This is a genomic window from Caballeronia sp. TF1N1 (genome assembly GCF_022878925.1).
Taxonomy (GTDB): domain Bacteria; phylum Pseudomonadota; class Gammaproteobacteria; order Burkholderiales; family Burkholderiaceae; genus Caballeronia.
The window spans coordinates 2,104,428-2,128,292 of the sequence record NZ_CP084626.1 but is presented as its reverse complement, the minus strand read 5'-3'; the positions used below and the strand labels follow the sequence as shown (position 1 = coordinate 2,128,292).

The window sequence follows — 23,865 nt, the reverse complement described above, 5'->3', positions numbered from 1 at the left end:
AGGTCAGTTCATGCAACGTCGATTCATTCTGAAGTTCGCCGCCGCGTTGTCCGCGGTCATGCTGGTCAGCGGCGTCGCGCATGCCGAAGACGCGATCAAGGTCGGTGTGACGGGCGGGCCGCACGCGCAGATCATGGATGTCGTGAAGCAGGTCGCGGCGAAGAACGGCCTGAAGATCACGGTCATCGAGTTCTCGGACTATGTGCAGCCGAACGCCGCGTTGTCCGCGGGCGACCTCGACGCGAACAGCTATCAGCACTTGCCGTATCTCGATGCACAGGTGAAGGATCGCGGCTACAAGCTCATCAAGGTCGCCGACACGGTGACGTTCCCCATGGGCATCTACTCGAAGAAGATCAAGTCGCTTGGCGAGTTGCAGAACGGCGCGCGCGTTGCGGTTCCGAACGATCCTACCAACGGCGGCCGCGCATTGCTGCTGCTGCAAAAGCAAGGCTTGCTCAAGCTACGCGCCGATGCCGGATTGAAGGCGACGCCTATCGATATCATCGAAAATCCGAAGAAGCTGAAGATCGTCGAACTCGATGCCGCGCAGATTCCGCGCTCGCTCGCCGACGTGGACGCCGCCGCGATCAACACGAACTTCGCGATGGAAGCGGGTCTCAAGCCGAACGCGGATGCCATCGCGATCGAAGATCCGCATGGTCCGTACGCCAACATCATCGCCATTCGCGCGGTGGACAAGGACAAGCCTTGGGTCGCGAAGCTGGTGGCCGCGTATCACTCGCCGGAAGTGAAGCAGTTCATCGCCGGCAAATACTCGGGCGCGGTGATTGCCGCCTGGTAATCCAGCGAAAAGCGGACTGCGGGTTTTTTGGGATAGTTAATAGAACGGTCGTTCGATATTATTCGGCGTATGCCGATCGTGCGTCGCCTCGCCCACCCGTTTCGGCGGGGGAAGCGCACACGCAGCGCTCGTATAATGTGAGGCTGGGTTGACTCAATCGATCGCCGAATCCGCAAGGAATCGGAAGAACAAGCTTCCTCCGCCAGCGCGGAGAGACCCTTTTGGAGCGTGTGGATGAAAATTCTGGTGCCAGTCAAGCGCGTGGTCGACTACAACGTGAAGGTCCGGGTGAAGTCGGACAACACGGGTGTCGATATCGCCAACGTGAAGATGTCCATGAACCCGTTCGACGAGATCGCCGTGGAAGAGGCGGTGCGTTTGAAGGAAGCGGGCGTGGCAACCGAAGTGATCGCCGTGTCGTGCGGCGTCACGCAATGCCAGGAAACGCTGCGCACGGCGCTTGCAATCGGCGCGGATCGCGCCATTCTCGTCGAGTCCGCGGATGAGTTGCAGCCGCTTGCCGTCGCCAAACTGCTCAAGGCGTTGGTCGATCAAGAAAAGCCCGAACTCGTCATCCTCGGCAAACAAGCAATCGACGACGACTCGAATCAGACCGGCCAGATGCTCGCCGCGCTGGCAGGCTTGCCGCAAGCGACGTTTGCATCGAAGGTCGTCGTGGCTGACGGCAAAGCCACCGTGTCGCGCGAAGTCGACGGCGGCGCGGAAACGCTGTCGTTGAAGCTGCCCGCTGTCATCACCACCGACCTGCGCCTGAACGAGCCGCGTTATGTGACGCTGCCCAACATCATGAAGGCAAAGAAGAAGCCGCTGACGGTCGTGAAGCCGGCCGACCTCGGCGTGGATGTCGCGCCGCGACTGAAGACGCTGAAGGTCGTCGAGCCGCCTAAGCGTTCGGCGGGTGTGGTGGTGCCCGATGTCAAGACGCTGGTCGGGAAGTTGCAGAACGAAGCGAAGGTGATCTGATGACGATTCTGGTAATTGCGGAACACGACAACGCGTCCATCAAGGCCGCGACGTTGAACACGGTAGCGGCGGCGGCAAAAATCGGTGGCGATATCCATGTGCTGGTCGCGGGTGCGAACGCGCAGGGCGCGGCCGATGCGGCAGCCAAGATCGCAGGCGTATCTAAAGTGCTGCTTGCGGATGCGCCTCAACTCGCCGAAGGTCTGGCCGAGAACGTCGAGGGCACGGTGCTGAATATCGCAAAGGACTATTCGCACATCCTTGCGCCCGCGACCGCCTATGGCAGAACATCGCGCCGCGTATCGCGGCGCATCTGGACGTCGCACAGATCAGCGACATCACCGCCGTCGACAGCGCCGATACCTTCGAGCGTCCAATCTACGCGGGCAACGCTATCGCGACGGTGCAATCGAGCGATCCGATCAAGGTCATCACGGTGCGTGCAACGGGCTTCGATCCGGTGGCGGCGGAAGGCGGCAGTGCATCGATCGAGAAGATCGAAGCGGCAGCCGACGCTGGCATCTCGTCATTCGTCAGCCGCGAAGTCACGAAGCTGGATCGGCCGGAACTGACTTCGGCTTCGATCATCGTGTCGGGTGGACGTGGTCTCGGCAGCGGCGAGAACTACACGAAGGTGCTCGAACCGTTGGCCGACAAGCTTGGCGCGGCAATGGGCGCATCGCGCGCGGCGGTCGATGCCGGTTATGTGCCGAACGACTATCAAGTGGGTCAGACGGGCAAGATCGTCGCGCCGCAGTTGTACGTGGCCGTTGGTATTTCGGGCGCCATTCAGCATCTGGCCGGGATGAAGGACAGCAAGGTCATCGTCGCCATCAACAAAGATCCGGAAGCGCCTATTTTCAGCGTCGCGGATTACGGCGTCGTCGGCGACCTCTTTTCGCTCGTGCCGGAACTGGTGAAGGAAATCGGCTGAGCACGCGTCGCTCGCCGACTTAGAACCGAAAGGGCGCGACATTCGTTGCGCCCTTTTTGTATCGGATGAATGAGGAGACAAGAACGATGAGCTATCACGCCCCCGTCAAGGACATGCTGTTCGTCATCAAGGAACTGGCCGGTATCGACGGCATCGCCGCGTTGCCAGGTCACGAAGACGGCAGCTTCGATACCGCGCAAGCCGTCGTCGATGAAGCCGCGCGCTTTTGCGGCGAGGTCGTCGCGCCGCTCAACGTCGAAGGCGACCGCAATCCGAGCGCGTGGGCAAATGGCGAAGTCACGACCACGCCCGGTTTCAAGGAAGCGTTCTGTCAATTCGGCGAGGGCGGCTGGCAAGGCGTCGTGCATCCCGAGGAGTTCGGCGGACAGAACCTGCCGAAGCTCATCGCCACGCCGTGCATCGAGATGCTCAACTCCGCGAGCCTTTCGTTCGCGCTGTGTCCCTTGCTGACCGATGGCGCAATCGAAGCGCTGCTCACCGCAGGCAACGACGCACAAAAAGCCCGCTATCTGCCGAAGTTCATTTCCGGAGAATGGACCGGCACGATGAACCTCACCGAGCCGCAAGCCGGCTCCGATCTCGCGCTGGTACGCACGCGCGCCGAGCCGCAGGGCGACGGTTCCTTCAAGCTGTTCGGCACGAAGATTTTCATCACCTACGGCGAGCACGACATGGCGAAGAACATCGTCCATCTCGTATTGGCGCGCACGCCTGACGCGCCCGAAGGCGTGAAGGGCATCTCGCTATTCATCGTGCCGAAGTTCCTCGTCAACGAGGACGGCTCGACCGGCGCGCGCAACGACGTGCATTGCGTGTCGATCGAGCACAAGCTCGGCATCAAGGCGAGTCCCACGGCCGTGCTGCAATTCGGCGATCACGGCGGCGCGGTCGGGCATCTGATCGGCGAAGAGAATCGCGGGCTCGAATACATGTTCATCATGATGAACGCCGCGCGTTTTGCCGTTGGCATGCAGGGCATCGCGGTTGCGGAGCGGGCGTATCAGCAGGCGGTCGCGTATGCGAAGGACCGCGTGCAAAGCCGTCCGGTCGATGGCTCATCGAAAGAGCCAGTGACCATCATTCATCATCCCGACGTGCGCCGCATGCTCTTCACCATGCGCGCTTATACCGAAGGCGCCCGCGCGCTGGCGTATGTCGCCGCGTCGCACCGCGATCTCGCGCATGGTCATCCCGATGAAAAAACGCGCAAGAGCCATCAGTCGATCTACGAATATCTCGTGCCGATCATCAAGGGATTCAGCACGGAGATGTCGGTGGACGTGGCGAGCCTCGGCGTGCAGGTGCATGGCGGCATGGGATTCATCGAGGAAACGGGCGCCGCGCAGCATTATCGCGATGCACGCATTCTGCCGATTTACGAAGGCACGACGGCCATTCAGGCCAACGACCTGATCGGCCGCAAGACAGTGCGCGACGGCGGCGCGACGGCGCAGGCGTTGCTCGCGCAGATCGATCAGACCATCGCTGCTCTTGCGGATACGGAGGGCCAGGCGTTCATGTCGATGCATCGGCACTTGAGCGCGGGGAGCTTGTCGCTCGCGCGCTCGGTCGAGTTTATCGTCGCGAAGTTCAGGAGCGATCCGAACGCGGTGTTCGCGGGCAGCGTGCCGTATTTGCGGCTCGCGGGAATCGTGCTGTGCGGCTGGCAGATGGCGCGCGCGATGCTCACCGCGCAAAAAAAGCGCGGCGAGGACGAGCGCTTTTATTCGGCGAAAATCGCGACGGCTCAGTTTTACGCGGAACACATTCTGTCGCAGGCGCCGGGCATCGAGGCATCGATTGTCAGCGCGAATGGGAGCGAAGGCGTGCTCGCGTTGAGCGAGGATCAGTTTTGATGTGAGCGCCGAAGCTCATCGAACGCGAGCCGACGCCCGCGCATGAAAAAACCCCACGTCGTTCGCAACGTGGGGTTTTCTTCGTGCGTGATCGCCTTCTCAAGCATAAGCGGGACGCGTCTTCACACCGACTTCGCCCATATAACGATGCACCGACAAATCGTCGGCCCGAATCGCGGGTTGCTTGCCGGACATCAGGTCGGCGAGCAACTGGCCGGAGCCGCACGACATCGTCCAGCCGAGCGTGCCGTGTCCGGTATTCAGATACAGATTCGGCACCGGCGTGCGGCCAACGATCGGCGTGCCGTCCGGCGTCATCGGGCGCAGGCCAGTCCAGAACTTGGCGCTGGCCGTATCGCCACCGCCGGGGAACAGGTCGTTCACGCACATTTCCAGCGTCTCGCGGCGCGCCTGCTTCAACGACTTGTCGTAGCCGACGATCTCCGCCATGCCGCCCACGCGAATGCGGTCGTCGAAACGCGTGATCGCGATCTTGTACGTCTCGTCGAGCACGGTCGAAACAGGCGCGCGGGCCGCATCGACAATGGGCGCGGTGAGCGAATAACCCTTGAGCGGATAAACCGGAATCTTGACGAGATCGCCGAGCAACTTAGGCGAATATGAACCGAGCGCGACGACGTAGGAGTCACCTGTCACCAGTTCCTTGCCGCATTGCACGCCGGCAATCCGGCCCTGGCTCATGGCAAGTGCGTCGATTGGCGTGTTGTAGCGGAACTTGACGCCCAACGCTTCGGCCATGGCGGCGAGGCGCGTGGTGAACATCTGGCAATCGCCGGTTTCGTCGTTCGGCAGGCGCAAGCCGCCCGTCAGTTTGTGCGATACCGCTGCCAGCGCCGGTTCTGCCTTCGCGAGTTCGGCCAATGAGAGCAATTCGAACGGAACGTTCGCGTCTTTCAACACCGCGATGTCCTTCGCCGCGCCGTCCAGTTGCGCCTGCGTGCGGAAGAGTTGCAGCGTGCCGCCGGTGCGGCCTTCGTAGTGAATGTCTGTATCCGCGCGCAAGGCTTGCAGGCAATCGCGGCTGTATTCGGCGAGGCGCACCATGCGGCCCTTGTTGACCATGTAGCGATCTTGCGTGCAGTTACGCAGCATTTGCCACATCCATTGAAGCTGAGTCATCGTGCCATCGAGACGGATGGCAAGCGGCGCGTGCTTCTCGAACATCCATTTGACGGCCTTGAGCGGCACGCCCGGCGCGGCCCACGGCGACGCGTAGCCCGGCGAAATTTGCCCGGCGTTGGCGAAACTCGTTTCGAGCGCGGGGCCGGCTTCGCGGTCGATGACCGTGACTTCGTGACCCGCCCGCGCCAGATAGTAAGCACTGGTTACGCCGACGACGCCGCTTCCGAGAATAACGATACGCATGAGTTCTCCATCAGGATTCGATGAAACTGCCCGTTTGCGCGCAAGAAGTGGAACTGAGCCGCGGACGGAAGTTTGTGTAGTGTTATCGCCTATACTATTGATGTCGATATAGTTTTAGTTAATGTATTTGGCGGATTTTCAGGAAAAAACGCATGAGAACACAGCGAAATCCGGTGCGCGCGCTCGATAAGCTCGATCACAAGATCCTGAACATTCTTCAAGCGGATGGCCGCATCGCGATGAAGGACCTTGCGGAGCGCGTCGGGCTGTCCGTCACGCCTTGTATCGAAAGGGTGAAGCGCATGGAACGGGACGCCGTGATCACGGGCTATTACGCGCGTGTTAATCCGGCTCAACTCGGCGCGGCGCTGCTAGTGTTCGTCGAGATCACGCTGGATCACAAGAGCGGCAATATGTTCGAGCAGTTTCGCCGCGAGGTGCAGCGCATTCCGGAAGTGCTCGAATGCCACCTCGTTTCCGGCGATTTCGACTATCTGATCAAGGCGCGGATCGGCGAAATGGCCGACTACCGCAAGCTTCTTGGCGACATCCTTCTGCAACTGCCGGGCGCGGTGCAGTCGAAAAGTTATGTGGTAATGGAGGAAATCAAGGAAACGCTGATGATCCCGGTGGACGTGTGATTTTCTGCTTGCGATGACGTGTCGATACTGTATATTTGTACAGTACATTTTCTGCTGCGCTCATCGTAATGCCGACACCCGACCGTGAATTTCCTGTCGCGCCGCCCGCGCCGCTGAAAGGGCGCGGCGCGGTGACGAACATGCAGGGACGCTACGAGAAAGACGCGCGCGAACGCGTGGACGACGGCTGGCTACACGAAACGGACGGTGACGACGAGGGCGCGCCGCCGCTTCGCACACAGGTGTTCGAAGAACGCGCAAAGAGCATTCTGACGCACAACAATTCGCCCGACATACCGTTTAGCGTGTCGCTCAATCCGTATCGCGGGTGCGAACACGGCTGTATCTACTGCTTCGCGCGTCCGACGCATAGTTATCTTGGCCTGTCGCCGGGACTCGATTTCGAAAGCCGCATTTACGCCAAGGTCAACGCCGCCGAACTTCTCAGGCGCGAGATCGGAAAGCCGAAGTACGAGCCGGAATCCATTGCGCTCGGCGTGAATACGGACGCCTATCAGCCCGTCGAGCGCGATCTCAAGATCACGCGCAGCGTCATTCAGGTGCTGCACGATTGCGGTCATCCGTTCGCGGCGATCACGAAGTCGTCGCTGATCGAACGCGATATCGATTTGCTGGCGCCCATGGCGGAGCGCGGGCAGGTCATGGCGGCCATCACCGTGACTACGCTCGATGCAGACATCGCCCGCACGCTCGAACCGCGCGCGGCCACCCCCGCGCGGCGTCTGCGCACGATCCGCACGCTCGCCGAGGCGGGCATTCCGGTGGGCGTGAGTATCGCGCCGGTTATTCCGTTCGTCACGGAGCCGGATCTGGAGCGGGTGCTCGAAGCGTGTGCGGAAGCGGGCGCGAAGACCGCCAGCTACATCGTGTTGCGCCTGCCATGGGAAGTGGCGCCGCTTTTCAAGGATTGGCTCGCGGCGCATTTTCCCGATCGCGCCGACCGCGTGATGAGCCGCGTACGCGACATGCGCGGCGGCAAGGACTACGACGCGGACTTTGCCAAACGCATGAAGGGCGAAGGATTATGGGCGGACATGCTGAAGCAGCGCTTTCAACAAGCAACCAAGCGTCTGGGATTGAACGCCCGGCAGCGCGGCATTCTCGACATGTCGGACTTCAAGCCACCCGCGTTCGTCAAACCGGTGCCAGACAAAGGCCAGCTCGACTTGTTCTAACGCCTGCACTCGTCGTCTATCGCCTACTGCGACAGTGTCTTCGCAGCTTCCACCTGGCTTTCGAAATAAGTCTGGAACGTCAGCGCGAGGCCGGTCATCAGCAAGAACGCGCCGAACAGCAATGAAAAAATGACGATGAAGATGACCGTCCAGCCCGAATCGCTTTGCCGGTTGGTATGCGCGTTGAATTGCGCGTCCCACTTGGCGTCGGGTCGAAGACCATAGACGATCGCGGAAAGAAACGCCGCCAGCAGCGATACCGCGCCGGGAAACGCCAGCACCCAGCCCAGAATCGAAGTCCGCTCCGTCGCCGCGAGCAACAGATAACCCACCGCGCCCAACACGATGCCGACGATATGCGCCCAGCCCCATTTGTCGCGCATTCCATACAGATAGAAACGGTGCAGTCCAATACTGCCAAAGAAAAACGCGAGCGCCGCCGTGAGCGTCTTCGAGCGGAAATACGGGCAATTCTGGTTGCCGGCCGGTTTCGGGCCGGTCTCGGTAGCGACGGACGAAGAAGTCATCAGCGAAAGCGGTGGTATCGGTGGTGAAAATAGTGGCGCGCGCGCCGTCTTATCGCGGATTGCTCTGATTGCGCCAGGCGAGAATCCGACATCTTACGCTGCTCGCTTCGGCGGTCACACACTGGCACAATGCCGCACTGGCCGCTGCGGGGCTTTTGTCCTTGTGGCGCGCCGTTTTAAGCGTTCCAAACCCGAACTGCGCGCAATAATCACGTTAAGTGTTTGTTGGAGCGTCGGTTTCCGCTATAATCGCGTGTTCTGGTAGTTCCGAACCCCGGTTTTCAAGGATTTCAGCATGGTCATCATCCGCTTGGCTCGTGGCGGCTCGAAGAAGCGCCCGTTTTACAACATCGTCGCAACCGATTCGCGTAGCCGCCGTGACGGCCGCTTCATCGAGCGCGTTGGTTTCTACAACCCGGTCGCGACCAAGGGCGAATCGCTGCGAATCGCTCAAGATCGTCTGACCTACTGGCAAGGCGTTGGCGCGCAACTGTCGCCGACCGTCGAGCGTCTGGTCAAGCAAGCTCAGCAAGCTCAACCGGCTGCTTAAGTGCTGGTTAGTTTGTCGACTGAAGTTCAGTCGTTCAAGGTATTCCGCTTCAAGGTCTGCTGATGCCCGCGCGTGATTCCGAATCCGGCAACGTCGCTGGCAATGTCAGTCGGCCGAAGCCGAAGCAAGAAGAAAATGCCAGCACGTTTGGCGCGTTCGTCCGGAAACCCGGCGCGCGTCGCGTGACGGCGGACGCTTCGGGCGAAGGCAGGTCGCAGGAAGCATCGGCGGCGGTCGAGTCGGTAGATGGTCTTCCGGAAGACGCGGTGGAAATCGGTTTTATCGCCGATGCCTACGGTCTGAAGGGCTGGATCAAGATCGTTCCGCACGCCAACAGCAAGCTGGGCGGCGACGCGCTGCTTGGCGCGAAGAACTGGTGGCTCGTCAAAGGCCGCGAGTTCAAGTCCGCGCGTTGTGTTCAGTCTAAAGTGCACGCGGATACCATCGTCGCGCGCCTGTCAGGCTGTGACGATCGCGACGCCGCATTGTTGCTGAAGGGTCACGCGGTCTACATCGCTCGCAGCGACTTCCCGAAGCTCGACGACGAAGACGAGTTCTACTGGGTCGATCTGATCGGCCTCGATGTCGAAAACGAAGCGGGCGTGGCGCTTGGCCGTGTCGCCGACATGATCGACAACGGCGCGCATTCCATTCTGCGGATCGAGTATCCGAGTAACGACAAGGATGGCAAGTCCGTCACCGAAGAGCGGCTCATTCCGTTCGTCGGTGTGTATGTGAAGACGGTAAATCGGGCGGCGAAACGCATCATCGTCGACTGGGACGCCGACTATTAACCCGGTGCTCGTCATCGGCAAGTTACGGAGAGAGCGATGCAGTTCGATGTCGTAACGCTCTTTCCCGAAATGTTCCGCGCGCTGACCGAGTGGGGCATTACCAGCCGGGCGGTGAAGCAGGAGCGGTTCGGTTTGCGTACGTGGAATCCGCGCGACTTCACCACGGACAATTACCGCACCGTCGACGATCGCCCGTACGGCGGCGGCCCCGGCATGGTCATGCTGGCACGTCCGCTAGAAGACGCGATCGCGGCAGCGAAAGCCGCGCAGCGCGAGCAAAGCATCGCGACGACGCGCGTCGTGATGATGTCGCCGCAAGGCGCCAAGCTCGATCACGAACGCGTGATGCGCATGGCCGCCGAGCCGGGCCTCGTGCTGTTGTGCGGTCGTTACGAAGCAATCGACCAGCGTCTGATCGATCGTGAAGTAGACGAAGAAATAAGCCTCGGCGACTTCGTGCTGTCAGGCGGCGAATTGCCCGCCATGGCGTTGATGGACGCCGTCGTGCGCCAGTTGCCCGGCGTGCTGAATGACGCGCAATCGGCGGTGCAGGACAGTTTCGTCGACGTACTTCTGGATTGTCCGCATTACACGCGTCCGGAAGAATACGAAGGCGCGCGCGTTCCCGATGTGCTGCTCGGCGGCCATCACAAGGAAATCGACGCCTGGCGCAGGCGCGAAGCATTACGCAACACATTCACGAAGCGGCCCGATCTGATTCACCGGGCGCGCAAAAGCAGGATGTTGAGCCGTGCCGACGAGGCATGGCTCGCAGATCTCGCGAAGACGGCGTCGAAGTCCGAATAGACTTCGAGCCAACGAGCGGGGTAAATGGGGGCGCTGAATTCAACCTCGGCGCCAGAAGTGAACCCATCCTCTACCGGGGCCTTATCAACGAAATCGCGCAAGCGAAATCTAGGCACACAACTCCGGCAAGATGGCACAAGGAGTCAGTAATGAATCTGATTGAGCAACTCGAGAACGAAGAGATCGCGCGCGTTTTGGGCGAAAAATCGATCCCCGACTTCGGTCCGGGCGACACGGTCATCGTCAACGTGAACGTCGTCGAAGGTACGCGCAAGCGCGTGCAGGCTTACGAAGGCGTCGTGATCGCCAAGCGTAATCGTGGCCTGAACTCGAACTTCATCGTCCGCAAGATTTCCTCGGGCGAAGGCGTTGAGCGTACGTTCCAGACCTACTCGCCGCTGCTGGCGAGCATCGTCGTGAAGCGTCGCGGCGACGTCCGTCGTGCGAAGCTGTACTACCTGCGCGAGCGCTCGGGCAAGTCGGCACGTATCAAGGAAAAGCTGTTCACGAAGGACCGTACCGCCGCAGCCGCTGCAGAGTAAAGACTCAGCGTCCAGGCGCCGTACTGAAAAAGCACCCTCGCGGGTGCTTTTTTCTTTGGTGTGTTCAAATTGAATCTTCGACATCCTGGCTTTCGACCCGTGTCCACCGGCAAGACTTCGACTCCCCGCATTCTCGAACCTGAACGAATGCCCGTCCTCTCGACGGGCGCCGCGCTTCCCGCCATACCACCCGCGCGCCTTACGCCCGAAGGACTGCGAGCGCGTTTCGCACAGACGCTCGAATGGACGCAGGAAGCGCCCGAACAGCGCATCAAGGCCATCGGCGGCGATCCGCGCGTGGCTTCTGTTCTCGTGCCGCTCGTCGTGCGTGAAGGCGGTCTGACCGTGCTCCTGACTCAGCGGGCCGACCATCTTTCCGACCACGCGGGACAAATCAGCTTTCCCGGCGGCCGTCAGGAACCCGAGGACGCCGATGCCGCCGCCACCGCGCTACGCGAAGCACGCGAGGAAGTCGGCCTGGGCGCGGAGCATTGCGAAGTGGTCGGCGCGCTGCCGGACTATCTGACAGGCACCGGATTTCGCGTGACGCCTGTCGTTGCATTGGTCTATCCGCCGTTCGCGCTCAAAGCCGATACGAGCGAAGTCGCCGATATCTTCGAAGTGCCGCTCGCGTTTCTGATGGACTCGGCAAACCACGAAGTGCGCGTTTTCCAATGGGAAGGTGGCGAGCGTCGTTTTTTTGCCATGCCTTACAAACCCGATGAAAAGACGGCTCCGTATTTCATCTGGGGTGCAACGGCTGGCATGTTGCGCAATTTCTACCGCTTCCTCGCCGCCTGACGCGTCAACGTGCGACGTTACGCGACCTTGCGATTGGTCAGCGCGTCTGAACGCATCGAACGCTGTGCTATCGTTACGCGAAACTCGAACTACTCCGACCGTTTCGGCGCACCGCATGACTTTTTTCTCTGTATTGCTGGCTCTTATCCTCGAGCAGGTGCGTGCGTTATCGCCGCACAATCCGATCTCGGCGTTGCTTCAGTATCATGCGGAAAGCACCGCCCATGGCTTCGACGCGGGCAAGGAAAAGCACGGCATCGTTGCGTGGCTGGTGGTGGTGTTGCCGTGGACGCTCGTGGTCGGGCTCATCTATTACGTGTTGTATCGGATCAACTTCGTTCTGGCGTTTTTCTGGAACGTGGTGATCGTGTACTTCACGCTCGGCTTTCGTCAGTTCAGCCACTATTTCACCGATATCCATCTCGCGCTCAATAACGACGACGTGCCGCGCGCCCGCGAGGTGCTCACGGAGTGGACCGGTCTCGATACCGTCGACATGCCGGTAAGCGAGATCGTGCGCCACACGCTCGTGCACGCGGTAATCGCGTCGCATCGGCATGTGTTCGGCGTGTTCTTCTGGTTTCTGATTCCCATCGGGCCGGCTGGCGCGGTGTTTTATCGGATCGCCGAGTATCTGGCGCGTGCGTGGACGGAGCCGAATCCCGAGCGGACCGCAGCGTTCTCATCGTTCGCGCAGCGTGCGTTTTTCGTGATCGACTGGATTCCTACGCGGCTCACCGCGCTCGGCTTCGCAATCGTCGGCAATTTCGAGGATGCGATCTACGCGTGGCGCAATCACGCGCGTCAGTGGCCGGACCCGAACGAAGGCGTGTTGCTCGCGGCCGGCAGCGGCGCGTTGGGCGCGCGTCTCGCAGGACCGCTCGCCGAACCGCTGAGCGTCGAGGCGCTCGCCGTGGGCGATGCAAGCCCGCTGCCCGTCGGCGACGACTGCACGCCACGCACGCTCCAATCGGCGGTTGGCTTGGTGTGGCGCGCGGTGATCTTGTGGATGTTGATCCTGCTCATGCTGACCATTGCCGTCTGGCTGGCATAGCAAGGCGTCAATCGTCCAGCGGATCGCGGTCCGTCTGGCACTGCCAGCACACGGTGAACTGCGCTTCGAGCCATTCGCCGCACTGACGGCATCGCCAGGGCCGGGCATTCGCTTCCGGTCCGCGCTTTGCACGCTCCAGAAGGCGAGTGGCCAGCGCTTCGTCGCGTTCATCGACGATCCAGATTTCCGGCGCACATTGATCCGCCGGAATGTCACCCAGCGCGCCATTCAAATACCGATTGTGTAGCTCGCAAGGCACGCCTGCGGTCGCGAGCACGTTCATCCAGTGTTGCGCCGTGATGAGGTTCGGTGCGCGCGTGAGCCGTTTCATCGAACGATCTGGCTTGCTTCGTGGACGAGCTGCGCATAAAGCGCATGCCGCGCCGGCCGAATTTTGCCGGCTTCGACCGCTTCGAGTACAGCGCAGCCCGGCTCCTGCAGATGATGGCAGTTGTAGAAGCGGCAATGCCCTAGATACGGCCGGAAGTCAGCGAAGGCGCGTTCCAGTTGACCTTCGGACAAGTGATGCAGGCCGAACTCCTGAAAGCCAGGTGAATCGATGAGCGAGCCGCCGCCTGGCAATTCGTAGAGACGCGTGAAGGTGGTGGTATGCCGGCCGCTGTTGAGCGCCGACGAAATCTCGCGCGTGGCGGCGTCGGCGTCGGGGATGAGCAGATTCACGAGCGTCGATTTGCCCATGCCCGACTGGCCGAGCAAGATCGTCGAGCGATCTTTCAGGCGCTCATCCAGTTGCGGATGCACTTCGCCGGGTGCCATCTTCGCGGACAGTTCGATCACCGTGTAGCCCAGCGCGCGATAGGGCGCAAGTCGCTCGCGCGCCAGGGGCAACGCGCTTTCCACGTCGATCTTGTTGAGCACGATGAGCGCTTCGAGCCCGTGCGCCTCGGCGGCGATCAGCGCGCGCCCGAGCAGGTCTTCGCTGAAATGCGGCTCGGTGGCGAGCACGATCAGCAGTTGATCGAGGTTCGCCGCGAAGAGCTTCGACTTGAACTGATCGGACCGGTAAAGCAGGTTGCGCCGCTCGCCAATTTCGACGATCACGCCCTGATCCGCCGAAGACTGCTCGTAGATCACGCGATCGCCGACGGCGACTTCGCTCTTTTTGCCGCGCGGGAAGCATTGCAGCTTCGCGCCGCCGTCGTGCGGCGCGACGAGATAGTGCCGGCCATGCGCGGCGATCACGGTGCCTTCCAGTCGGGCCTCCGCGGAAGCCGCGCCGCCCTGACGCGCGCCGCGGCCCGATGACACGCCACGCGCCGTCATGCGGTGTGTTGCATCAAGCGGTCGATGCGCTGCGAAGCGGGCGGATGCGAGTAATAAAACGCGGTGTAGAGCGGATCGGGCGTGAGCGTGGACGCGTTGTCTTCGTACAGTTTGACGAGCGCGTTGACGAGATCCTTCGGATCGGTCTGGCTGGCCGCGAAGGCATCGGCTTCGAATTCGTGTTTGCGCGAGCTCAGGCTGCCGAGCGGCGTGATGAAGAACATGAACACCGGCAGCACGAGCATGAACAGGACGAGCGCAAGTCCGTTGTTGCCGCCGACGAGCGACGGATGCACGCCGAGGCCTTCGTAGAACCACACGGTCTGCACGAGCCAGCCGAGGAGCGCGAGCATGGCGAGGCTGATGGCGAACATCACGACCAACAGCTTGAGCACGTGACGGCGCTTGAAGTGGCCGAGTTCGTGCGCGAGCACGGCTTCGATCTCGCTGCCGGAAAGGCGCGCAAGCAGGGTATCGAAGAAGACGATGCGCTTCGCCGCGCCGAAGCCCGTGAAATACGCGTTGCCGTGCGCGGAACGGCGGCTGCCGTCCATGACGAACAAGCCCTTTGCCGCAAAGCCGGTGCGCGACATCAGATTCTCAATACGAGCCCGCAGCGCCTCATCCTTGAGCGGCTCGAACTTGTTGAAAAGCGGCGCGATGAAAGTGGGATAGATGATCATCGCGAGCAACTGGAACGCAACCCAGACGATCCACGTGTAGAGCCACCAGTAGCTGCCGGCGCGATCCATCATCCAGAGCACGAGCAGCAGAAGCGGCGCACCGATGATCGCGCCCAGCACCGTGCCCTTCACGAGATCGAGAAAAAACAGTTTCTTCGACATACGATTGAAGCCGAACTTTTCCTCGATCACGAAATGGCGGATATAGTCGAACGGCAGGTCGATGAGACTCGTAATTGCGATGACCGCCGCGACCAGCGCGATCTGTCCGAGATAGCCGCGCCCGAGCGACTCCGTAATGGCGATATCGAGTGCCTGCAAGCCACCGAGCAAGGTCAGCGCGACCAGCACGATGGCGCTGGTGACGACTTCGATCATCGTGAGGCGCGTGCGCTCGACGGTGTAGTCCGCCGCGCGCTGGTGCGCCGTCAACGGGATCGTGCCGGTGAACTGCGGCGGCACGCCGTTGCGATGCGCCGCGACGTAGCGAATCTGGCGCGAGGCCAGCCAGAGCTTCGTTGAAACCATCGCAACGAGGGCGACGACGAAGATCGTCGAAAAAGCGAGTGTGAGGTTGGCCATGCAGGGCTTCCGATTGAACTATGCGAGAATTATAGGTTCTAGGCCGTGCTCGCGTTGCCACAACGCGTGGTTGCCGAAAAGCCCGCGCGGCAACTGGGCTTCATGCGCCTCAAGACACTAACATCAGCGTTACTCGAACCTCTTCCAGGTACTTTCCATGACCGATTCTCTCGACCAACCCGAACCCGTCCTCGCGCGCAGCGACATGAATCTCGTGTGGCTCGACATGGAGATGACCGGGCTCGATCCCGACAATGATCGCATCATCGAGATCGCGGTGGTCGTGACGAATTCGACGCTCGACAAGCTGGTGGAGGGGCCGGTGTTTGCGATCCATCAGTCGGAAGAAGCACTTGGCCGCATGGACGAGTGGAATCGCAATACGCATGGCCGCTCGGGGCTGACGGAACGCGTGAAGGCATCGACGGTGGATGAAGCGGAAGCCACCCGTCAGACTCGTGAATTCCTCGGTCAGTACGTGCCGCCCGGCAAGTCGCCGATGTGCGGCAATTCCATTTGCCAGGACCGCCGCTTCATGGCGCGCTGGATGCCGGAACTGGAGACGTTCTTTCACTATCGCAATCTGGACGTGAGCACGCTCAAGGAACTGTGCCGCCGCTGGCAGCCAGCCATCTACAAGGGCTTTCAGAAGCGCGCGATGCACACGGCGCTCGCCGATATCCACGAGTCCATCGACGAACTCAAGTACTACCGCGAGCACTTCCTGATTCCCGCGGCGTCGGCATCGTCGGCTCAGGCTTGAGGTTTGGAAGCGCCTGACTTTCGAATGGCGCTTTTGGGCCGGAACGCGGCAACCGCTTCCGGCTTCGTTTCGATGTAAGGCCCGCCGATCAGATCGATGCAATACGGCACTGCCGCGAAGATGCCCGGCACGCGCGTCTTGCCGTCGGCGTCCTTCAGGCCTTCGAGCGTTTCCCTGATCGACTTCGGCTGTCCCGGCAAATTGATGATGAGCGCGGCGTGATCCTCCGTCTCACGAATCACGGCAACCTGACGTGAGAGAATGGCGGTCGGCACGAAGTTCAGGCTAATTTGGCGCATCTGTTCGCCAAAGCCTGGCATCGGCTTGGTGGCGACGGCGAGCGTCGCTTCCGGCGTCACGTCGCGGCGCGAGGGACCGGTGCCGCCCGTGGTCAGCACGAGATCGCAACCGTGTGTGTCGACCAGTTCGATGAGCGTGGCCGAGATGGTGGCGGCATCGTCGTGAATCAGCCGCGTTTGCGCGCGCCAGGGTGAGCTCAGCGCTTCTCCGAGCCATGCTTCGAGCGACGGCACGCCTTTGTCCTCGTACACGCCTTGCGAGGCGCGATCGCTGATCGAAACCAGTCCGACGAGCAACTCGTCCGGATGATTACGCTTCGTCGTCGTCACGGTTTTCCTCGTCGCTGTCGCTCTCGTCTTCCTGTTTCACGCCCGCTGCGTTCTTGATCCACTGGAACAATTCGCGGTAATAGCGCGGCGGCTTTTGCAGCTCGCGCTCCTTGCGCGTATTGCGGATCAGCGTGCGGCCTTCCTGCGCGTCCACGCCCGGATGCTCGCGGATGAAATCGGTCAGCGCGGCGTCGCTTGCGAGCAGCTTGTCGCGCGAGCGTTCGATCCAATGCAGGCGCGCGGTCTCCGCCTTGTTCACGCCGCGATGCGTGTCGAGCGCGGTGCGCAGCGCGGCGACTTCGTCTTCGAGCAGCGTGCGCATGACGCGCCCGACGTATTGCACCTGACGGCGCTTGCCTTCGTGATCGGTGATACGACGCGCTTCGCGCACGGCGTCGTTCAGCTTCTCAGGCATGGGCATGCGCTTGAGCGCGTCTTTCGGCAGCGCGATCAGCGCCTCGCCCAGTTCCTGCAGCGCGTGCATGTCGCGCTTGAGCTGGGATTTGCTCGGGCGATCGTAGCCGTTTTCGTCGACTTCCGGCTCGGCTTCGATCGGTTGAATGCGGGTTTTACGGTTCATGGCGATATTGTAGCTTGCGCGTCGCGGCGCTCGGCTCGCGCACGCGAAGCGCGATGCATCGTGCATGCGGTGCGGGTGCGCGGTCCTTGCTATGATCGCAGCATGCGTCGATCGAATCGACCCCGCCGTCTGCTTCATCGAAAGGCCGGACGAAAGCGGGAATCCTCTTGCAACGACACGCGCGGGCGCGCGGCGCCCCCGACCTCCTAAGGCACACACAAAATGGCAGCAGACATGGACGTCAAGCAACGCTTTTTCCCGCATACGCAAGACGAACTCAAGGAGATTGCCTCCGACATCCTGCGTCACGCGAAGGAACTCGGCGCGACCGATGCCGCCACCGAAATCTCCGAAGGCGATGGCCTTTCGGTAAGCGTGCGGCGCGGCGAAGTGGAGACCATCGAGCACAACCGGGACAAGATGGTGGGCGTGACCGTCTTCATCGGCAAGAAGCGCGGCAATGCGAGCACCGCGGACTTCACGCGCGAAGCACTGCGCGATACCGTTGCGGCCGCCTACAACATCGCGCGCTTCACGGCTGAAGACAGCGCCGCCGGGCTTGCGGAAGAAGACTTGCTGGAAAAGTCGCCTCAGGACCTCGATCTTTATCATCCGTGGGTCATCGACGCCGAAGAGGCCGCCGAGCTCGCACGCCGCGCCGAAGCCGCCGCGTTCGCGGTGGATAAGCGCGTGACCAATTCCGAGGGCGCGAGCGTATCGGCGCAGCATTCGCAGTTCGTGCTCGCGACCTCGCGCGGCTTCCTCGCGGGCTATCCGTACTCGCGGCATTACATCGCGTGCGCGCCCATTGCCGCGAGCGGACGCGACATGCAGCGCGACGACTGGTACACGTCGCGCCGCAATGCCACCGAACTCGCCGCGCCGGAAGCCGTCGGACGCTACGCCGCCGAACGCGCGCTCGCGCGTCTGAACGCGAAGAGCCTCGACACGCGCAAGTGCCGCGTGTTGTTCGAAGCGCCGCTGGCTGCGGGCATCCTCGGCTCGTTCGTGCAAGCGGTGAGCGGTGGGGCGTTGTATCGCAAGACGACGTTTCTCGTCGACAGCCTCGGCAAGCCGGTGTTCGCGCCGCACGTTCAGATCGTCGAAGATCCGCACGTGAAGGGCGGCATGGGCAGCGCGCCGTTCGACGAGGAAGGCGTGCGCACCGAGCGTCGCAATGTGGTGGATGACGGCGTTGTGCAGGGCTATTTCCTGTCCACGTATTCGGCGCGCAAGCTCGGCATGAAGACCACCGGCAACGCGGGCGGCTCGCATAATTTGACGATGACAAGCTCGAATACGAAGGCGGAAGACGACTTCGAGGCCATGCTGAAGAAGCTCGACACCGGCCTTTTGCTTACCGAACTGATGGGGCAGGGCGTGAACTACGTGACGGGCGACTATTCGCGCGGTGCGTCGGGCTTTTGGGTGGAGAACGGCAAGATTCAGCACGCGGTCGAGGAAATCACGGTCGCGAGCACGCTTCAGGAAATGTTCCGCCACATCGAGGCGATCGGCGCGGATACGGTCGTGCGCGGCACGAAGGAAATCGGCTCGGTGCTGATCGAGCGGATGACCATCGCGGGGCAGTAAAACTCAGAGGTGGTTCAAGAAGAAGGCCCCGGATGGCGCGAGCTATCCGGGGCCTTCGTTCATGCGTCCGCCCGGCGTCGATACGTGACGAACGCGAAGTCGAACGCGTTCGGTGGCGCGGCGCGCCGCGGATCGCGAGCGACTTCCTGCCAATGCGCGGCGTCCGGCGCCGGAAAATGGGTGTTGCCTTCGAAATCGGCATCGATCTCGGTGACGATCAGCTTGTCCGCCTGCGCGATGGCGTCGCCGTACAACTGCGCGCCGCCGATCACGAAGGCCTCGCTTGCGTGGTCGGCGATGGCGAGCGAGAGGGCATCGGCCAAGCTCGTGACGGTATCGCAGCCGGTATAGCGACGCGTGGCGTCGCGCGACACGACGATATTCCGCCGCCCGGGCAGCGGCCGGCCAATCGATTCATGCGTCTTGCGTCCCATGATGATCGGCGCGCCCATCGTCGTGCGCTTGAAGAAAGCGAGATCCTCGGGGAGGCGCCAGGGCAGGTCGTTGTCGCGTCCGATCACGCCATTGCGCGCGCGGGCGACGATCAGGGTCAGCGTCGTCATGTAGTCGGAAAGTCGTGCAGGAGTGAGGCGCGCAGGAGGCGCGACCGTGCCGCGATTTTAACCGACGCCCGCCGCTGTCTTGCCTCGACTCAGCCTTTGGTCCGATCGAATCCCGGCCGCTCGGGCGTGAACTCGTCCCATAGCGTGACGCTCACGCCGTAGTTCGAAGACTGCCTTTGGTGCGATTCGGGGTCGCTCGTGTTCGCTGCATCCCGCGCATTTGTCCACGACAAGGCGCGTCGCTCGTCTTCGTCCGACGAACGGGAAGTCGGCGCGCAATCCGGTAAAGAATGATCGAAAGCCATCGTGGCGACATATCCGAGTAAGTATTCCCGGAAGTGTTTCGGGAATAAAACAGTCAGGCGGCTGGTATATCGAGTTGAGATGCGACCAGGCTGAAAATCTGCTGACGAAACGAAATGCGGCTTGCATTTCTTACCTGTCCGCATGCGTCGAATATAGCCAGATACATGCCAACAGTCGCAATCCGTTACCGTGCAAAGATCATGATGAAAACGGCAGAAAATCATCGCGGCCGAATGGACGAAAACGTTTCACACGTGAAACGCGAAGGGAGAAAAACATGAATTTCCTGTGAATCAGGTATAAGATTTTGTCTTATTAAAACGTCTCATTTGCTTTTAATAATTCATTGAGAAATTCTTGCCAGCCCCGTCCTGTCAGGGTTTTGTGACCAGTCCAATGGGCCTTGACGATATTTGTTTGCGGGGTTTATGGGTTATAGTAGTCTCTCGAAAATGGCGCAGAACCGGTCAATAGGGATTCGTGGAAGGGTTCACGGCGCCAGATGCGTCGTTCCCGGAGGCAACGAATCGAAACGCGAGTCCGCTCGCCACACAGCGCGAGGACATTGATTTCTGCATGCAGCGAGAGCCTGAACTACGCGACCTTTTCAACGAATGTTGAAGAAAGGATCTGAATAATGGACGTCGCTCGGCGGCAACTTATCTATGTGACTCGCGATCCCAGCGAGATGCTATGCGCGCGCTTCGAAGAACGCGGCTGGCAAATCGAAATCGTGGCGAGCGCGCGCGACACGAAGAAAGCCCTGCGTAGCGATATGGCAATCGGTGGTCTGCTGGACTTGTCGAGTCACTTCGAGTCTCACGAATTGGCGGCGTTCGAGTCGTCGTTGACCATGACGAACGTCGGCTGGGTCGCCGCCACCGTTTCCGGACAACTGGAAGACGCCGCCGTGCGCCGGCTGATTCGCGACTATTGTTTCGACTACGTCACGATGCCGACTTCGAACGATCGCATCGTCGATTCCGTGGGACACGCCTACGGCATGGTCGCGCTGCATGACGCGGCATCGAACGATTCGCGCAGCGAAGGCCGCGCCGAAGGCGAAATGGTCGGATCGTGCGACGCCATGCTGGCGCTGTTTCGCTCCATCCGCAAAGTCGCCATGACGGACGCGCCCGTGTTCATTTCGGGCGAATCGGGCACGGGCAAGGAACTGACGGCGGTTGCCATTCACGAGCGCTCCGCGCGTCGCGATCAACCGTTTGTGGCCATCAACTGCGGCGCGATTCCGGCGCATCTCCTGCAATCGGAGCTGTTCGGCTACGAGCGCGGCGCATTCACGGGCGCAAATCAGCGCAAGATCGGGCGCGTTGAAGCGGCCAACGGCGGCACGCTGTTCCTCGATGAAATCGGCGATCTGCCGCTCGAAAGCCAGGCCAGCCTGTTGCGCTTCCTGCAGGAGCGCAAGGTAGAGCGTCTGGGCGGTCACGGTTCGACGCCCGTCGATGTCCGCATCATCTCGGCGACTCACGTCGATATGCAAACCGCGATGATCGAAGGGCGTTTTCGCGCCGACTTGTATCACCGCCTGTGCGTGTTGCAGATCGACGAGCCGCCGCTGCGTGCGCGCGGTAAAGATATCGAATTGCTCGCGAAGCATATGCTCGATCGCTTCAAGAAGGACGCAAGCCGGCGTCTGCGCGGCTTTTCGCCGTGCGCCATCGCCGCGATCCACAACTACGGCTGGCCGGGCAACGTGCGCGAACTCATCAACCGCGTGCGGCGTGCCATCGTCATGTCGGAAGGGCGGCAGATCACCGCGCGCGATCTCGAATTGGGCGAATACGTCGAAGTGGCGCCGGTGTCGCTTGCGCAAGCGCGCGAGGCGGCGGAGCGTCAGGCCATCGAACTCGCATTGCTGCGTCATCGCGGGCGTCTTGGCGATGCCGCGCACGAACTCGGCATCTCGCGCGTCACGCTGTATCGGTTGCTGAGTGCGCATGGCATGCGCCATATCGAGGTGGATGCGCCGCCGGAGCACGCCACGCGCGGCTAAGACTCAGGCTTGGCAGGACATTCGAACGGGCGCTTCAAGCGCCCGTTTCTTTTGTGTCACGAAGAGCGTCCGCGCGCTGCGCTTGGTAAAATTGCTTCTTTGCGCCGGCATTCGCTTAGGCGCGTCGCGCCTCCAAGGATCATCGAATGAAACAGTATCTCGAGCTCGTCCAGACGATTCTCGATACCGGCACGTGGCAGGAAAACCGCACGGGCATCCGCACTATCGGCATTCCGGGCGCGATGTTGCGCTTCGACTTGCAACAAGGCTTTCCTGCCGTTACGACGAAGAAGCTCGCGTTCAAGTCGGCGATCGGCGAAATGGTCGGCTTTCTGCGCGCCTCGAAGAGCGCCGCTGATTTCCGCGCGCTCGGTTGCAAGGTCTGGGACGCGAACGCCAATGAAAATCCGCAGTGGCTCGAGAATCCGTATCGCCAGGGCGAGGACGATCTCGGCGACGTGTATGGCGTGCAATGGCGCAAATGGCCGGCCTACAAGCTCGTGGATGCCTGCGCGGGCGACCAGATCGCCGATGCCACCAATCGCGGTTATCAACTGGTGACGAGCTTCGTCGAAAACGGCCGCGAGCAGGTGCTGCTGTATAAGGCGATCGACCAGTTGAGGCAATGTCTCGATACGATCATCGAGCGTCCCACCGACCGGCGCATTCTTTTTCATGCGTGGAATCCGGCCAAGCTCGACGAGATTGCTTTGCCCGCGTGTCATTTGCTGTATCAATTCATCCCGAACGTAACGACGCGCGAGATTTCGCTGTGTCTTTATATCCGCAGTAACGATGTCGGGCTCGGCACGCCGTTCAATCTGACCGAAGGCGCGGCGCTGCTGCATCTCGTCGGACGGCTGACCGGTTTCAAGCCGCGCTGGTTCACGTATTTCATCGGTGACGCGCATATTTACGAGAATCAACTCGATATGCTGAACGAGCAATTGAAGCGCGAGCCTTTTCCGAGTCCCCAGCTCATCATTTCGGATCGCGTGCCGGATTACGCTGTCACGAAACGCTATGAACCGGAATGGCTGGAACAAATCGAGCCGAAAGACTTTGCGCTCGAAGGTTATAAACACCATGAAGCTTTGAAGGCGCCGATGGCGGTTTGATTATCGTTTTCTCACGCAGGACGCAAAAACGCACGGCTCAAAACCGTGCGTTTTTGTTTGGCTCAGCGCATCGACAGAAATTGTTGGAAGTGTTGCTGTCCTGAGGGCGTTACGCGCAGCACACGGCGCTTCGACGTCGGTTCGATCCAGCCATGCGCTTCGCAAGCGTCGAGAAACGCCGCACCAAGCGCGCCGCCTAAGTGCGGCCGCCGCTCGCTCCAGTCAATGCACGTACACGCAAAACGTCTGCGGCGCGCCCGCTGTGCCGTCAGGTCGATACCCAGTTGCGCGAAGGCCTGCGCGCCGTCTTTCGTGGCTTCGAGTTCGGTGGCGCCGTCTGCGGCGAGCCAGTCGCGAGCGATCATCGTATCGAAGACACGCACCGCCAGTTCGCCCGCCAGATGGTCGTAGCACGTGCGCGCGTAGCGCATGTCGAGTGGCACCGCGCTCGGCGGCCGCTGCGGCTCGCGCTCCGGCGCGCTCGCGCGCGCGAGATTGGCGAGCGCTTCGATCGCGGCGGCGATATCGGCGGTTGCGATCCGGTAATAGCGATGCCGCCCGCTCACTTCCAGCGCCAGCAACCCGCCTTCGGTCAGACGCGCGAGATGTCCGCTCGCCGCCGAAGGCGAGAGTCCCGCGATCATCGTGAGTTCGCCGGCGGGGCGCGCGGTGCCGTCCATCAGCGACCAGAGCATGGCCGCGCGGCCCGGATCGGCGAGCAACGCCCCAATGCGCGAAAGGCCGGGAAAGTGGCGGGAACGAGAGTCTTCGGGGCTTGAGTTCATGGCGCTTCTCCGGAACCGTTTCAGATACTCTAGCGCGCGATCGCACGCGATGTTTCACTGCCCG

Annotated in this window: 24 protein-coding genes and 1 pseudogene; 16 read left to right on the top strand and 9 right to left on the bottom strand. The window is 61.4% G+C overall.

Features of this window, described 5'->3' with window-relative positions; all coding sequences use genetic code 11:
• The first annotated feature begins 10 nt into the window (after positions 1-10).
• The 4 genes and pseudogenes from LDZ28_RS09905 (at position 11) to LDZ28_RS09890 (ending at position 4,600) form a co-directional block, all read left to right on the top strand.
• Entirely contained in the window at positions 11-805 is a 795-nt protein-coding gene (locus LDZ28_RS09905; protein ID WP_244825898.1) for a MetQ/NlpA family ABC transporter substrate-binding protein, read from the top strand.
• Between the two features lie 234 nt (positions 806-1,039).
• Positions 1,040-1,789, top strand: coding sequence for an electron transfer flavoprotein subunit beta/FixA family protein (locus tag LDZ28_RS09900; protein WP_244825896.1), 750 nt, complete (start codon positions 1,040-1,042; stop codon positions 1,787-1,789).
• Positions 1,789-2,723 (top strand): annotated as a pseudogene (locus tag LDZ28_RS09895) (electron transfer flavoprotein subunit alpha/FixB family protein). The gene LDZ28_RS09900 and the pseudogene LDZ28_RS09895 overlap by 1 nt, the downstream one beginning before the upstream one ends.
• 86 nt (positions 2,724-2,809) lie before the next feature.
• Positions 2,810-4,600, top strand: a complete 1,791-nt coding sequence (locus LDZ28_RS09890) for an acyl-CoA dehydrogenase (protein WP_244825894.1) — start codon at positions 2,810-2,812, stop codon at positions 4,598-4,600.
• Between the two features lie 99 nt (positions 4,601-4,699).
• On the opposite strand, the gene LDZ28_RS09885 is transcribed toward LDZ28_RS09890, so the two are convergent.
• Complete coding sequence (locus tag LDZ28_RS09885) at positions 4,700-5,986, bottom strand: D-amino acid dehydrogenase (RefSeq protein WP_244825893.1); 1,287 nt, start codon at positions 5,984-5,986, stop codon at positions 4,700-4,702.
• Between the two features lie 152 nt (positions 5,987-6,138).
• Between LDZ28_RS09885 and LDZ28_RS09880 the strand changes: the two genes are divergently transcribed.
• Both LDZ28_RS09880 and LDZ28_RS09875 read left to right on the top strand, forming a co-directional pair.
• Entirely contained in the window at positions 6,139-6,627 is a 489-nt protein-coding gene (locus LDZ28_RS09880; RefSeq protein WP_244825891.1) for an Lrp/AsnC ligand binding domain-containing protein, read from the top strand.
• Between the two features lie 68 nt (positions 6,628-6,695).
• Complete coding sequence (locus tag LDZ28_RS09875; RefSeq protein ID WP_244825890.1) at positions 6,696-7,823, top strand: PA0069 family radical SAM protein; 1,128 nt, start codon at positions 6,696-6,698, stop codon at positions 7,821-7,823.
• Positions 7,824-7,846: 23 nt separating this feature from the next.
• Here LDZ28_RS09875 and LDZ28_RS09870 read toward each other — a convergent pair whose 3' ends face one another.
• Positions 7,847-8,350 (bottom strand): TM2 domain-containing protein, encoded by a 504-nt coding sequence (locus LDZ28_RS09870; RefSeq protein ID WP_244825889.1) that lies wholly within the window; start codon positions 8,348-8,350, stop codon positions 7,847-7,849.
• Between the two features lie 295 nt (positions 8,351-8,645).
• Here LDZ28_RS09870 and rpsP point away from each other — a divergent pair, with 295 nt between their 5' ends.
• From rpsP to LDZ28_RS09840, 6 genes are all read left to right on the top strand, one after another.
• On the top strand, positions 8,646-8,900 hold the full coding sequence (rpsP, locus tag LDZ28_RS09865; RefSeq protein ID WP_008342343.1) for a 30S ribosomal protein S16: 255 nt from the start codon (positions 8,646-8,648) through the stop codon (positions 8,898-8,900).
• A 62-nt stretch (positions 8,901-8,962) separates the two neighbouring features.
• Positions 8,963-9,694 carry a ribosome maturation factor RimM gene (gene rimM, locus LDZ28_RS09860; protein WP_244825888.1) on the top strand — a complete coding sequence of 244 codons (732 nt, stop codon included), beginning with the start codon at positions 8,963-8,965 and terminating at the stop codon, positions 9,692-9,694.
• A gap of 36 nt (positions 9,695-9,730) precedes the next feature.
• Positions 9,731-10,501, top strand: a complete 771-nt coding sequence (gene trmD / locus LDZ28_RS09855) for a tRNA (guanosine(37)-N1)-methyltransferase TrmD (protein ID WP_244825887.1) — start codon at positions 9,731-9,733, stop codon at positions 10,499-10,501.
• A 149-nt stretch (positions 10,502-10,650) separates the two neighbouring features.
• Positions 10,651-11,043 (top strand): 50S ribosomal protein L19, encoded by a 393-nt coding sequence (rplS, locus tag LDZ28_RS09850; RefSeq protein WP_244825886.1) that lies wholly within the window; start codon positions 10,651-10,653, stop codon positions 11,041-11,043.
• 147 nt (positions 11,044-11,190) lie between these two features.
• Entirely contained in the window at positions 11,191-11,844 is a 654-nt protein-coding gene (locus LDZ28_RS09845; protein WP_244825884.1) for a CoA pyrophosphatase, read from the top strand.
• A 115-nt stretch (positions 11,845-11,959) separates the two neighbouring features.
• Positions 11,960-12,898, top strand: coding sequence for a CobD/CbiB family protein (locus tag LDZ28_RS09840; protein ID WP_244825882.1), 939 nt, complete (start codon positions 11,960-11,962; stop codon positions 12,896-12,898).
• Positions 12,899-12,905: 7 nt separating this feature from the next.
• On the opposite strand, the gene LDZ28_RS09835 is transcribed toward LDZ28_RS09840, so the two are convergent.
• From LDZ28_RS09835 to LDZ28_RS09825, 3 genes are read right to left on the bottom strand one after another with little or no spacing between them, the layout of a single operon-like run.
• Positions 12,906-13,229: a DUF2007 domain-containing protein gene (locus LDZ28_RS09835; protein WP_244825881.1), complete on the bottom strand. Its 324-nt coding sequence runs from the start codon at positions 13,227-13,229 to the stop codon at positions 12,906-12,908.
• Positions 13,226-14,167 (bottom strand): ribosome small subunit-dependent GTPase A, encoded by a 942-nt coding sequence (rsgA, locus tag LDZ28_RS09830; protein ID WP_244825880.1) that lies wholly within the window; start codon positions 14,165-14,167, stop codon positions 13,226-13,228. Before rsgA ends, LDZ28_RS09835 begins: the two co-directional genes overlap by 4 nt.
• An 11-nt stretch (positions 14,168-14,178) precedes the next feature.
• Positions 14,179-15,447: a M48 family metallopeptidase gene (locus LDZ28_RS09825; protein ID WP_244825878.1), complete on the bottom strand. Its 1,269-nt coding sequence runs from the start codon at positions 15,445-15,447 to the stop codon at positions 14,179-14,181.
• A gap of 157 nt (positions 15,448-15,604) precedes the next feature.
• On the opposite strand from LDZ28_RS09825, the gene orn reads away from it, so the two are divergent.
• Positions 15,605-16,210, top strand: a complete 606-nt coding sequence (gene orn / locus LDZ28_RS09820; protein ID WP_244825876.1) for an oligoribonuclease — start codon at positions 15,605-15,607, stop codon at positions 16,208-16,210.
• On the opposite strand, the gene mog is transcribed toward orn, so the two are convergent.
• Both mog and yjgA read right to left on the bottom strand, forming a co-directional pair.
• Positions 16,201-16,839, bottom strand: a complete 639-nt coding sequence (gene mog / locus LDZ28_RS09815; protein ID WP_244825874.1) for a molybdopterin adenylyltransferase — start codon at positions 16,837-16,839, stop codon at positions 16,201-16,203. The genes orn and mog overlap by 10 nt on opposite strands.
• Positions 16,820-17,419 (bottom strand): ribosome biogenesis factor YjgA, encoded by a 600-nt coding sequence (gene yjgA / locus LDZ28_RS09810; RefSeq protein ID WP_244825872.1) that lies wholly within the window; start codon positions 17,417-17,419, stop codon positions 16,820-16,822. Before yjgA ends, mog begins: the two co-directional genes overlap by 20 nt.
• A 222-nt stretch (positions 17,420-17,641) precedes the next feature.
• Between yjgA and pmbA the strand changes: the two genes are divergently transcribed.
• Entirely contained in the window at positions 17,642-19,012 is a 1,371-nt protein-coding gene (gene pmbA / locus LDZ28_RS09805) for a metalloprotease PmbA (protein ID WP_244825871.1), read from the top strand.
• A gap of 59 nt (positions 19,013-19,071) precedes the next feature.
• Here the strand turns inward: pmbA and LDZ28_RS09800 are convergent, their stop codons facing one another.
• Entirely contained in the window at positions 19,072-19,575 is a 504-nt protein-coding gene (locus tag LDZ28_RS09800) for a dihydrofolate reductase (RefSeq protein WP_244825870.1), read from the bottom strand.
• 943 nt (positions 19,576-20,518) lie between these two features.
• Here LDZ28_RS09800 and LDZ28_RS09795 point away from each other — a divergent pair.
• Positions 20,519-21,898, top strand: coding sequence for a sigma-54 dependent transcriptional regulator (locus LDZ28_RS09795; RefSeq protein WP_244825869.1), 1,380 nt, complete (start codon positions 20,519-20,521; stop codon positions 21,896-21,898).
• A gap of 146 nt (positions 21,899-22,044) precedes the next feature.
• A complete protein-coding gene (locus tag LDZ28_RS09790; protein ID WP_244825868.1) occupies positions 22,045-23,016 on the top strand; it encodes a thymidylate synthase in 972 nt (323 codons plus the stop codon).
• 62 nt (positions 23,017-23,078) lie between these two features.
• Here the strand turns inward: LDZ28_RS09790 and LDZ28_RS09785 are convergent, their stop codons facing one another.
• Complete coding sequence (locus LDZ28_RS09785) at positions 23,079-23,801, bottom strand: helix-turn-helix transcriptional regulator (RefSeq protein ID WP_244825867.1); 723 nt, start codon at positions 23,799-23,801, stop codon at positions 23,079-23,081.
• Between the last annotated feature and the right edge of the window lie 64 nt (positions 23,802-23,865).

Coding starts and splice junctions, on each gene's coding strand:
- LDZ28_RS09905 (WP_244825898.1), top strand. CDS start 11: ATGCAACGTCGATTCATTCTGAAGTTCGCCGCCGCGTTGTCCGCGGTC.
- LDZ28_RS09900 (WP_244825896.1), top strand. CDS start 1,040: ATGAAAATTCTGGTGCCAGTCAAGCGCGTGGTCGACTACAACGTGAAG.
- LDZ28_RS09890 (WP_244825894.1), top strand. CDS start 2,810: ATGAGCTATCACGCCCCCGTCAAGGACATGCTGTTCGTCATCAAGGAA.
- LDZ28_RS09885 (WP_244825893.1), bottom strand. CDS start 5,986: ATGCGTATCGTTATTCTCGGAAGCGGCGTCGTCGGCGTAACCAGTGCT.
- LDZ28_RS09880 (WP_244825891.1), top strand. CDS start 6,139: ATGAGAACACAGCGAAATCCGGTGCGCGCGCTCGATAAGCTCGATCAC.
- LDZ28_RS09875 (WP_244825890.1), top strand. CDS start 6,696: ATGCCGACACCCGACCGTGAATTTCCTGTCGCGCCGCCCGCGCCGCTG.
- LDZ28_RS09870 (WP_244825889.1), bottom strand. CDS start 8,350: ATGACTTCTTCGTCCGTCGCTACCGAGACCGGCCCGAAACCGGCCGGC.
- rpsP (WP_008342343.1), top strand. CDS start 8,646: ATGGTCATCATCCGCTTGGCTCGTGGCGGCTCGAAGAAGCGCCCGTTT.
- rimM (WP_244825888.1), top strand. CDS start 8,963: ATGCCCGCGCGTGATTCCGAATCCGGCAACGTCGCTGGCAATGTCAGT.
- trmD (WP_244825887.1), top strand. CDS start 9,731: ATGCAGTTCGATGTCGTAACGCTCTTTCCCGAAATGTTCCGCGCGCTG.
- rplS (WP_244825886.1), top strand. CDS start 10,651: ATGAATCTGATTGAGCAACTCGAGAACGAAGAGATCGCGCGCGTTTTG.
- LDZ28_RS09845 (WP_244825884.1), top strand. CDS start 11,191: ATGCCCGTCCTCTCGACGGGCGCCGCGCTTCCCGCCATACCACCCGCG.
- LDZ28_RS09840 (WP_244825882.1), top strand. CDS start 11,960: ATGACTTTTTTCTCTGTATTGCTGGCTCTTATCCTCGAGCAGGTGCGT.
- LDZ28_RS09835 (WP_244825881.1), bottom strand. CDS start 13,229: ATGAAACGGCTCACGCGCGCACCGAACCTCATCACGGCGCAACACTGG.
- LDZ28_RS09825 (WP_244825878.1), bottom strand. CDS start 15,447: ATGGCCAACCTCACACTCGCTTTTTCGACGATCTTCGTCGTCGCCCTC.
- orn (WP_244825876.1), top strand. CDS start 15,605: ATGACCGATTCTCTCGACCAACCCGAACCCGTCCTCGCGCGCAGCGAC.
- yjgA (WP_244825872.1), bottom strand. CDS start 17,419: ATGAACCGTAAAACCCGCATTCAACCGATCGAAGCCGAGCCGGAAGTC.
- pmbA (WP_244825871.1), top strand. CDS start 17,642: ATGGCAGCAGACATGGACGTCAAGCAACGCTTTTTCCCGCATACGCAA.
- LDZ28_RS09800 (WP_244825870.1), bottom strand. CDS start 19,575: ATGACGACGCTGACCCTGATCGTCGCCCGCGCGCGCAATGGCGTGATC.
- LDZ28_RS09795 (WP_244825869.1), top strand. CDS start 20,519: ATGGACGTCGCTCGGCGGCAACTTATCTATGTGACTCGCGATCCCAGC.
- LDZ28_RS09790 (WP_244825868.1), top strand. CDS start 22,045: ATGAAACAGTATCTCGAGCTCGTCCAGACGATTCTCGATACCGGCACG.
- LDZ28_RS09785 (WP_244825867.1), bottom strand. CDS start 23,801: ATGAACTCAAGCCCCGAAGACTCTCGTTCCCGCCACTTTCCCGGCCTT.